At 72.1% G+C, this 5,734-nt stretch carries 6 protein-coding genes and 1 pseudogene; 6 read left to right on the top strand and 1 reads right to left on the bottom strand.

Annotated elements, in window-relative coordinates; genetic code table 11:
* From R6V09_RS44270 to cobI, 4 genes and pseudogenes are all read left to right on the top strand, one after another.
* A pseudogene (locus tag R6V09_RS44270) lies at nt 1-203 on the top strand (VWA domain-containing protein); the annotation flags it as partial.
* On the top strand, nt 203-802 hold the full coding sequence (cobO, locus tag R6V09_RS44265; RefSeq protein WP_317887143.1) for a cob(I)yrinic acid a,c-diamide adenosyltransferase: 600 nt from the start codon (nt 203-205) through the stop codon (nt 800-802). The pseudogene R6V09_RS44270 and the gene cobO, both read left to right, overlap by 1 nt.
* 7 nt (nt 803-809) lie before the next feature.
* A complete protein-coding gene (locus R6V09_RS44260; RefSeq protein ID WP_317887142.1) occupies nt 810-2,366 on the top strand; it encodes a cobyrinate a,c-diamide synthase in 1,557 nt (518 codons plus the stop codon).
* Complete coding sequence (gene cobI, locus R6V09_RS44255) at nt 2,351-3,097, top strand: precorrin-2 C(20)-methyltransferase (protein WP_317887141.1); 747 nt, start codon at nt 2,351-2,353, stop codon at nt 3,095-3,097. Before R6V09_RS44260 ends, cobI begins: the two co-directional genes overlap by 16 nt.
* Nucleotides 3,098-3,117: 20 nt before the next feature.
* Here the strand turns inward: cobI and R6V09_RS44250 are convergent, their stop codons facing one another.
* Complete coding sequence (locus R6V09_RS44250; protein WP_317887140.1) at nt 3,118-3,846, bottom strand: ZIP family metal transporter; 729 nt, start codon at nt 3,844-3,846, stop codon at nt 3,118-3,120.
* 134 nt (nt 3,847-3,980) lie between these two features.
* Here R6V09_RS44250 and cobM point away from each other — a divergent pair, with 134 nt between their 5' ends.
* Nucleotides 3,981-4,817 carry a precorrin-4 C(11)-methyltransferase gene (gene cobM, locus R6V09_RS44245; protein WP_317887139.1) on the top strand — a complete coding sequence of 279 codons (837 nt, stop codon included), beginning with the start codon at nt 3,981-3,983 and terminating at the stop codon, nt 4,815-4,817.
* Nucleotides 4,814-5,734 (top strand): precorrin-6y C5,15-methyltransferase (decarboxylating) subunit CbiE (gene cbiE, locus R6V09_RS44240; RefSeq protein ID WP_317887138.1); only part of this gene is annotated, 921 nt, incomplete at its 3' end. The genes cobM and cbiE, both read left to right, overlap by 4 nt.

Here is a 5,734-nt window from a genome sequence, read left to right as displayed (position 1 = left end):
TCGCGCTGGCCGGGCGGGCGGCGCGGTTGTTCGCCGCCGACGGGGTCGCCTCCGTGGTCGTGGACTGCGAGTCGGGGCCCGTACGGCTGGGCCTGGCCGGGCAGTTGGCCGGCGAGCTGGAGGGTACGGCGGTGACGCTGGACGAGTTGCGGGCCGACTCGATCGCCGGGCTGGTCAAGGACGTACAGAGGAGGGCCGCTTAATGCCGCAGGGACAGCCGAGTGTCGTACCCGCCGACGGGTTGACGACCCGTCAGCGGCGCAACCGGCCGCTCGTCGTCGTGCACACCGGCATCGGCAAGGGCAAGTCCACCGCCGCCTTCGGGCTGGCGTTGCGCGCCTGGAACCAGGGGTGGCCGATCGGGGTGTTCCAGTTCGTCAAGTCGGCGAAGTGGAAGGTCGGCGAGGAGAACGCCCTTCGGGTGCTGGGGGCTTCCGGCGAGGGCGGGTCCGTCGACTGGCACAAGATGGGCGAGGGCTGGTCGTGGGTGCAGCGCGACTCCCAGATGGACAACGAGGAGAAGGCCCGCGAGGGCTGGGAGCAGGTCAAGCGTGATCTCGCCGCCGAGACGTACCAGCTGTACGTGCTCGACGAGTTCGCGTACCCGATGCACTGGGGCTGGGTCGACACCGACGAGGTGATCTCCGTGCTGCGGGACCGTCCGGGGACGCAGCACGTGGTCATCACCGGGCGGAACGCGCCCGAGAAGCTCGTCGACTTCGCCGACCTCGTCACCGACATGTCCAAGGTCAAGCACCCTATGGACGCCGGTCAGAAGGGCCAGCGGGGTATCGAGTGGTGAAACTGTCGTGACTTCCTCGTCCTCCTCGTCCTCCGTCCCTCGGTTGGTCATCGCCGCGCCGTCCTCCGGCAGCGGCAAGACCACCGTCGCAACCGGGTTGATGGCCGCGTTCGCCGCGCGGGGGCTCTCCGTGTCCCCGCACAAGGTCGGGCCGGACTACATCGACCCCGGGTATCACGCGCTCGCCACCGGGCGGGTGGGGCGGAACCTCGACGCGTACCTGTGCGGGCCGGAGTTGGTCGGTCCGCTGTTCGCGCACGGGGCGCGCGGGTGTGATCTCGCCGTCGTCGAGGGTGTGATGGGGATGTTCGACGGGGCCGCGGGCGAAGGGGAGTTGGCGTCCACGGCCCATGTGGCGAAGTTGCTGCGGGCGCCGGTCGTGCTCGTGGTCGACGCGTCGTCGCAGTCCCGGTCCGTTGCCGCGTTGGTGCACGGGTTCGCTTCCTGGGATCCGGAGGTTCGGGTCGGGGGCGTGATCCTCAACAAGGTGGCGTCGGACCGGCACGAGGCGCTGTTGCGGGAGGCGTTGGACTCGGCCGGGGTGCCTGTATTGGGCGTGTTGCGACGGGCGCCGCAGGTGGACACGCCGTCCCGGCATCTGGGGTTGGTGCCGGTCGCCGAGCGGCGAGCTGCGGCGGTGGATGCCGTTGCGTCGATGGGGGCGCAGGTGTCCGCCGGGTGTGATCTTGAGGCGTTGATGGCGCTGGCGCGTAGTGCCGGTGCGTTGTCCTGCGCGGCTTGGGATGCGGCTGAGGCCCTGGCTTCTTCGCCCCCGCCGCCCCTACCCTCCCCCACTCTCGGCTTCGCTCGAGCGGGGGGACCCCCATCGTCCCTGGGGGCTGCGCCCCCAGACCCCCGCTTCGGCCCTGAAGGGGCCTCGTCCTCAAACGCCGGACGGGCTGATTTCGCCGGCCTGCGCCCGGAAGTGAACGGACGGGCCAATGATGCCCACCCCGACTCGAAAGTGACCGTTGCCGTAGCCGGCGGCCCCGCCTTCACCTTCTCCTACGCCGAACACGCCGAACTCCTCACCGCGGCCGGCGCCGAAGTCGTCGTGTTCGATCCCCTCCGTGATGAACAACTCCCGGACGGGACACGCGGGTTGGTCATCGGGGGTGGGTTTCCCGAGGTGTACGCCGCGGAGTTGTCCGCCAACGAGCCGTTGCGGAAGGCCGTTGGCGCGCTCGCCGAAAGCGGGGCCCCCGTGGCCGCCGAGTGTGCCGGACTGCTGTATCTGTGCCGGGAGTTGGACGGTCGGCCGATGTGCGGGGTGCTGGATGCCACCGCGCGGATGAGCGAACGGCTGACCCTGGGGTATCGGGACGCCGTCGCCCTGAGCGACAGTGTGCTGGCCGTGGCCGGGACGCGAATGCGCGGGCACGAGTTTCACCGGACCGTCGTCGAGCCCGGCTCGGGGGCGGCTCCCGCCTGGGGGGTGCGCGCCCCTGACCGGCGGGTCGAAGGTTTCGTACAACAGGGTGTGCACGCGAGTTATCTGCACACGCACTGGGCGGCCGAGCCCGGTGTGGCCCTTCGGTTCGTGGAGAGGTGCCGGACGTCATGAGCAGCAGCAGGTTGATCGGAGTCGGGGTGGGTCCAGGCGATCCGGAGCTGGTGACCGTCAAGGGCGTCAACGCTCTGCGGGCAGCCGATGTCGTCGTGGTGCCTGTAATGGATACCGGTGAGCGGGGTCGGGCCGAGGCCACCGTGCTGCACTACGTGCCCGAGGAGAAGGTCCTGCGGGTCGTGTTCGCGCTCAACGAGCGGACCGACCGGGCCCGGCGCGAGGCCGCCTGGGATGCCGCCGGGGCGAAGGTCGCCGAGCTGCTCGCCGCGCACGAGATCGTCGCGTTCGCCACCATCGGGGACCCGAACGTCTACTCCACCTTCACCTATCTCGCCCTGACCATCGGGGAGTTGGTGCCGGGGACCGTCGTCGAGACCGTGCCCGGGATCACCGCCATGCAGGATCTCGCCGCGCGCTCCGGGGCCGTACTCACCGAAGGGACCGAGCCGCTCACGCTGGTGCCGGTGACCGCTGGGTCCGCCGTACTGAAGGACGCGCTGGCCGGGCCGGGGACGGTCGTGGCGTACAAGTTCGGGCGGCAGGCGGGCGAGGTCGCCGAGGCGCTGCGGGAGACCGGGCGGATCGAGGACGCGGTGTGGGGGTCTGCGCTCGGGCTGCCCGAGGAGTCGATCCGGCCCGCCGCCGAACTCGACGGGGAGCCGCTGCCCTATCTGTCGACGCTGATCGCGCCCGCGCGGCGCGAGGGCGGGCGGGGCGGGAAGTTGTGACCGGTCGTAGATGTCGTGGATCAGGCCGCGAGGCCTACCACCAGCCAGATGAACGCCGCCCCCGCGACCGTGCACAGCAGCGTCGCGGGTGCCGGGTGTTCGTGGTGGGCCTCGGGGAGGATCTCGGCGGCGGCGAGGTAGAGGAGCACACCGCCGAAGAAGCCGAGATAGCCGCCGAGCAGTCCCGCGGGGATGGTCAGGAACGCCGTCGAGGCGGCGCCGGCCACCGGGGCCGCCGCGTCCGCGACCAGCATCGCGATCGCCTTGCGGCGGGCGTTGCCGTACAGGCTCGTGATCGTGTACGTGTTGAAGCCGTCCGCGAAGTCATGGGCGATGACCGCGAGCGCGACCGCCGTGCCCATGCCACCGCCCACCTGGAAGGCGGCGCCGATCGCGACCCCGTCCATGAAGCTGTGGCCGACCATCGCGGCGGCGGCCGTGAGGCCCACCTCGGGCGCCCGGCCGTTGTTCTCTTCGGCACCGTGTGCGGCCTGGCGGGCGGCGAGCAGGCGTTCGACCAGATGGGCCACGAGGAAACCGGCCACGAAGAGCAGCAGGGCGGCCGGTACGCCGAAGACCTCGCGGCCCGCCGCGCGCAGCGCCTCCGGCAGCAGGTCGAGGCCTACGACGCCCAGCATCAGGCCGCCGGCCAGGCCCAGGACGAGATGGCGGCGGTCGGTCACGCGCTGTGCCGTCCAGCCGCCGGCCAGCGTCATCAGGAACGCGCCGAGCGCGACGAAGACCGCCATAGTCCCCTTGCTATCCGATCAACCCCTGTTCGCGCACATCCTGGCCCGCTCCGCCCCCACTCGTATTGACGTTCCCCACGCTCCCCACACCCTCCCCCACGTTCCATTTGTTCCGCTTGAGAGGATCCGACCCCATGGCCGCTGCCGATACCGATGCCGCCGCCCCCACCGGCAAGGTGACCTTCGTCGGTGCCGGCCCCGGCGCCGCCGATCTGCTGACGTTCCGTGCCGCGCGCGCCATCGCCGAGGCCGACGTCGTGATCTGGGCGGCCAGCCTGGTCCAGGCGGAGGTCCTCGACCACGCGCGCGAGGGCGCCGAGATCCTGGACTCGGCGACGATGTCCCTGGAGGACGTCGTCGCCGTCTACGAGCGGGCCGGGGCGGAGGGGCTGCGCGTGGCGCGCATCCACTCCGGTGATCCGGCCCTCTGGGGCGGTACTCAGGAGCAGGTCGACCGGTGCGCCGCGATCGGCATCGCGACCGAGATCGTCCCGGGTGTCTCGGCCTTCTCCGCCGTCGCCGCCCTCGCCCAGCGCGAGCTGACGATCCCCGAGGTCGCGCAGTCCGTCGTGCTCACCCGGCTCGGCGGCGGCAAGACGCCGATGCCGCCCGGGGAGGAGGTGCGGGAGTTCGCGCGCCACGGTACGACCATGGCGATCTTCCTGTCGGCCGCGCGCAGCGGGCAGTTGGTGCGGGAGCTGCTGGAGGGCGGCTATCCGACGGACACCCCGGTCGTCGTCGCCTACCAGGCGACCTGGCCCGAGGAACTGATCGTGAAGTGCACGATCGCCACGCTGGAGGAGACGGTCAAGGAGCACAAGCTCTGGAAGCACACCCTCTTCCTGGTCGGCCCGGCCCTCGACGCCCACGGCACCCGCTCGCACCTCTACCACCCGGGCCATTTCCACGGCTACCGCAAGGCCGACCCGGAGGCCCGCAGGGCCCTGCGCTCGCGGGGTGCGAGCACGTGATCACGGTCGTGGGGACGGGGACGGGGGCGCCCGTCGCGGACGACGTGCTCGCCGGTGCCCGGCTCGTCGTCGGCGGGCGGCGGCATCTCGCCACCGTCACGGCCCCGGCGGACACCGAGCAGATCGTCCTCGGTCCGCTCGCGCCCGCCCTCGACACCATCGAGGCATACGTCGAGAAGGGCGAGCCGGTCGTCGTGCTGGCCTCCGGGGACCCCGGGTTCTTCGGGATCGTACGGGCGCTGGCGGAACGGTTCGGCGCCGACGTCCTCGACGTACGCCCCGGTGTCTCCTCCGTCGCCACCGCCTTCGCCCGCGCCGGCCTGACCTGGGACGACGCGGTCGTGGTCAGCGCGCACGGACGCGATCTGCGTACGGCGGTCAACGTGTGCCGCGCGCATCCCAAGGTCGCCGTGCTGACCGGGCCGGGGGCCGGTCCCGCCGAGCTCGGCGCCGCGCTCACCCACCGGGCCGCCGGGCGCGTCCTCGTCGTCGCGTCCGCGCTGGGCTCCGGGGAGGAACAGGTCGAGCGGGTCACGCCCGCCGAGGCCGCCGCCCGGGACTGGGGTACGGCGGTGAGTGTGGTGCTCTGTCTCGACGAGTCGCGGGGCCTCGGTGCCGTGCGGACGGTCGCCGGGGCTGCCGTAGGGCCCGCCCAATGGGCCCTGGACGAGCGGGAGTTCGAGCACCGGGACTCGATGATCACCAAGTTCGAGGTACGGGCGCTGGCCCTGGCCCGGCTCGGGCCGCGGCTCGGCGAACTGGTCTGGGACGTCGGCTCCGGCTCCGGCTCCGTGGCCGTCGAGTGCGCGCGGCTCGGCGCCGCCGTCACCGCGGTCGAGAAGACCCGGGACGGTGTCGAGCGGATCCGCGCCAACGCCGAGGCGCACGGCGTCGACGTGCACACCGTGCACGGGGCG

It is taken from the genome of Streptomyces sp. W16, from assembly GCF_033194735.1.
Taxonomy (GTDB): domain Bacteria; phylum Actinomycetota; class Actinomycetes; order Streptomycetales; family Streptomycetaceae; genus Streptomyces.
The sequence above is the reverse complement of the archived record's forward strand: the minus strand, read 5'-3'. Positions and strand labels throughout refer to the sequence as shown.

Bases quoted from the DNA above. Each gene is read 5' to 3' on its own strand.
- cobO (WP_317887143.1), top strand. From the start codon at position 203: ATGCCGCAGGGACAGCCGAGTGTCGTACCCGCCGACGGGTTGACGACC.
- R6V09_RS44250 (WP_317887140.1), bottom strand. From the start codon at position 3,846: ATGGCGGTCTTCGTCGCGCTCGGCGCGTTCCTGATGACGCTGGCCGGC.
- cobM (WP_317887139.1), top strand. From the start codon at position 3,981: ATGGCCGCTGCCGATACCGATGCCGCCGCCCCCACCGGCAAGGTGACC.